This is a genomic window from Verrucosispora sp. SN26_14.1 (assembly GCF_004307965.1).
Classification (GTDB): domain Bacteria; phylum Actinomycetota; class Actinomycetes; order Mycobacteriales; family Micromonosporaceae; genus Micromonospora.
On record NZ_SISL01000569.1, the window covers coordinates 1 to 3,374 of the forward strand.

Sequence of the window (3,374 nt, forward strand, 5' to 3'; positions counted from 1 at the left end):
GGCGTGAGGTGCGGCGCGGGCCGGGCCCGACCGCACCTCACGCTGGTCAGACCTGGGTCCACAGCGCCGGTACGTTCGGCGGCTCCCATCCGGCGATGGCGGTGTGCGCCTGCCGGCACCGGTACGTGCGCCCGCCGTAGGTGACCTGGTCGCCGACGGCGTAGGCGCGGCCGGCGGTCCACGTGCCCCCGGCCGGCGGGTTGGTGGTCGGGCCGGTCGTCGGGGTCGGCGACGGTGCCGGCGGGGTGGTCGGGCTCGGGCTCGGCGTGGGGTTGCCGCTGCCGCCGCCGATCTGGAGGTCGACGCAGGAGTAGAAGGCGTTGGCGGTGTCCGAGATGTTCCAGACGGCCAGCAGCTTCTGGCGGCCCGAGTAGCCGGACAGGTTCACGGTGTGCGAGACGGTGGGACCCGGCTGGCGATTGCCGCCGCTGAACACCGCGACCCGGGTGTTGCCGATGAAGTACTCCCAGTCGCGGGTGGCGTGCTGCGCCGTGTTGACCCAGGTGAAGGTGACCGTGGTGCCGACCGAGGTGGCGGGCCAGCCCCGGTTGTCGTCATTGAGGACGGCAAAGTGGGAGATGTTGGCGTGGCAGGTGCGGAGCCCCTTGGGGCCTTCCACGCTCTGCGGCTCCCAGCGGATCTGGCCGCAGTCCGGTACGCGGTTCTGGGCGCAGAGCGCCTGGCGGCTAGGCGGCGACGAGACGTAGCCGTGGGCCTGGGCCGGGGTCGCGACGGCCAGGGTGGAGACCATGGCCCCGGCGGCGACGAGCGGGAGGGTGATTCTTCGACGCATGGCGGCACTCCCTTTCGGCATGTTGCCTGGTGAGGTGCCACCAACATAATTTAAACCTTGTTAACAGTAAAGACCGCTATCGATAAAACGCACGGTACGCGCATCCGAGGCCCCTCAGGTCGCGCCCGCGCGTCGATCCAGGTCCGCCCACACTTCCTCCCGCCTCACGATCATCAGCACGCCAGCGCCCGCCCGACGTCGGCCCACCGGACCGCCCGCGCCCGGCCGGACGCCTCGCGCCGTGGCCGACGCGCGTCGGCGACACGCCGAGCGAACCGGACGAGTCAGCGCGATTTCGCGTCGCACCAAGCCGAGATCAGGGCAAACTTGCACAAAAGGCTCTAACTGGAGGGATCCGTCGTGGCCACCTGTGAGGTCTGCGGTAACGACTACTGGCTGGCGTTCGAGGTGCGCACGGTCAGCGGTGACGTGCACACGTTCGACAGCTTCGAGTGCGCCAGCCACAAGCTGGCCCCCATCTGCGAACACTGCGGCGTCAAGATCCTCGGACACGGCGTGGAGGTCTCCGGCCGCTTCTTCTGCTGCGGGCACTGCGCACGGGCGGTGGAGACGGAGCAGGGTGCCGAGATCCGCGACGCCGTCGGCGCCCGCCCCGCCTGACCCACCGCGCGACGGCTCCCCCGCTGAACGCCGCCCCACGCGCGCCAGCGCCGCACCGCACTAGCGCCGCCGCACCGCACTAGCGCCGCCGCGCACGCTGGCGCCGCCCGGGCCCACGCGTTAGCAGGGGTCCCCTGCTATGCACGAGGCGTTAGCAGGGGACCCCTCCTTTCACGCGACCGGGCACGGCCTAACCTGGCCGGGTGTCGAGCACCGAACTGCGGGTCGCGCGCTTCACCGACCTGGACGCCCGGACCTTTCACGACCTGGTACGCCTGCGCGCCGACGTGTTCGTGGTCGAGCAGCAGTGCCCGTACCCGGAACTCGACGGACGGGACGTCGAACCGGGCACCTGGCACCTCTGGCTGGCCCACGGCGGCGCACCCGTCGCGTACCTGCGGATCCTGGCCGACCCGGACGGCGTCGCCAGGATCGGACGGGTGGTGGTGGCCCCGGCGGCGCGCGGCGGCGGGCAGGCCGGGCGGCTGATGACGGAGGCGCTGGCCCGGATCGGTGACCGTCCCTGCGTGCTGGACGCCCAGTCACACCTGGTGGCGCTCTACGCCAGGTACGGCTTCACGGCCAGCGGGCCCGAGTACGTCGAGGACGGCATCTCGCACACCCCGATGCGCCGCGTGGCCTGAGCAGCCGGGCAGTCCCGCCCAGCCCACCATCGAATTGACCAGTGGCGATGGTGTGTGCCATTCTTCGGGCGAAGCCAGGGCAACGTGATCAGGCCGGGAGAGGCAACTCCCGTGCGATCCGGGCGATGTCGCGATCCGACGACTCCCCCTGGGGGCTCCATGTCCAAGCTAGTTCGAAAATCACGGGCACTGTCGCTGTTGGGTGTGGCGGCCGGTGCCATGCTGCTGCTCTCCACAGCGCTTGTCGCTCCGGTGTCCGCGCACGGTTCGGTGGCCAACCCGATCTCCCGCAACTACGGCTGCTGGCAGCGCTGGGGCGGTGACTTCCAGAACCCGCGGATGGCCACCGAGGACCCGATGTGCTGGCAGGCCTGGCAGGCCAACCCGAACGCCATGTGGAACTGGAACGGCCTGTTCCGCGAGGGGGTGGCCGGCAACCACCAGGGCGCCATCCCGAACGGCCAGCTCTGCTCCGGTGGCCGTACCGAGAGCGGGCGCTACAACGCGTTGGACGCCGTCGGCGCCTGGCGGACCACCTCGGTGGCCAACAGCTTCCGGCTCAAGTTCTTCGACCAGGCCAGCCACGGTGCCGACTACATCCGGGTGTACGCCTCCCGGCAGGGCTACGACGTACTGACCAAGCCCCTTGCCTGGTCGGACCTGGAACTGGTCGGCCAGATCGGTAACACTCCGGCCTCGCAGTGGCAGCGCGAGGTCGACGGGGTGTCCACCGAGATCCCGGTGAACGCGCCGGGTCGCAGCGGACGGCACGTGCTGTTCACCGTCTGGCAGGCCAGCCACACGGACCAGTCGTACTACATCTGCAGCGACGTGCAGTTCGGTGGCGGCACCACGCCTCCCCCGACCACCCCGCCGGCCTCGCCGACGCCGACGCCGACCTTCGACCCGCCCACCACGCCGCCGACGACCACCGCACCGCCGGTGGCGGGTGCCTGCGCGGCGACGTACCGGGTGACCTCGACCTGGTCCGGTGGTTTCCAGGGTGAGGTGCAGGTGACCGCGGGCAGCGCGGCCATCCGGAGTTGGCGGGTGACCTGGACGTACGCCAGCGGCCAGCAGGTCAGCCAGGCGTGGAACGCCACCCTCAGTTCCAGCGGTTCGACGGTGACCGCTCAGAACGTCAGCTACAACGGCGGCCTCGGAGCCGGAGCCAGCACCACCTTCGGCTTCCTGGCCTCCGGCAGCGGGTCGAGCGCACCGACGCTGACCTGCACGGCGACCACCTGACCCCGGACGGGGCCGCGCCTACTCCTTTCTCTTAAACACATCTCCGAGCCCACGAGACTAGCGCTCAT

General features: G+C 70.6%; 4 protein-coding genes. 3 read left to right on the top strand and 1 reads right to left on the bottom strand.

Features of this window, described 5'->3' with window-relative positions:
* Nucleotides 1–46: 46 nt before the first annotated feature.
* Nucleotides 47–793: a lytic polysaccharide monooxygenase gene (locus EYA84_RS29185; protein WP_131057239.1), complete on the bottom strand. Its 747-nt coding sequence runs from the start codon at nt 791–793 to the stop codon at nt 47–49.
* Nucleotides 794–1,153: 360 nt separating this feature from the next.
* Here EYA84_RS29185 and EYA84_RS29190 point away from each other — a divergent pair, with 360 nt between their 5' ends.
* From EYA84_RS29190 to EYA84_RS29200, 3 genes are all read left to right on the top strand, one after another.
* Entirely contained in the window at nt 1,154–1,414 is a 261-nt protein-coding gene (locus tag EYA84_RS29190) for a Prokaryotic metallothionein (protein ID WP_131057241.1), read from the top strand.
* 203 nt (nt 1,415–1,617) lie between these two features.
* Complete coding sequence (locus EYA84_RS29195; RefSeq protein WP_131057244.1) at nt 1,618–2,058, top strand: GNAT family N-acetyltransferase; 441 nt, start codon at nt 1,618–1,620, stop codon at nt 2,056–2,058.
* A 159-nt stretch (nt 2,059–2,217) separates the two neighbouring features.
* Nucleotides 2,218–3,306 (top strand): lytic polysaccharide monooxygenase, encoded by a 1,089-nt coding sequence (locus tag EYA84_RS29200; RefSeq protein WP_131057246.1) that lies wholly within the window; start codon nt 2,218–2,220, stop codon nt 3,304–3,306.
* The last annotated feature ends 68 nt before the right edge of the window (nt 3,307–3,374 follow it).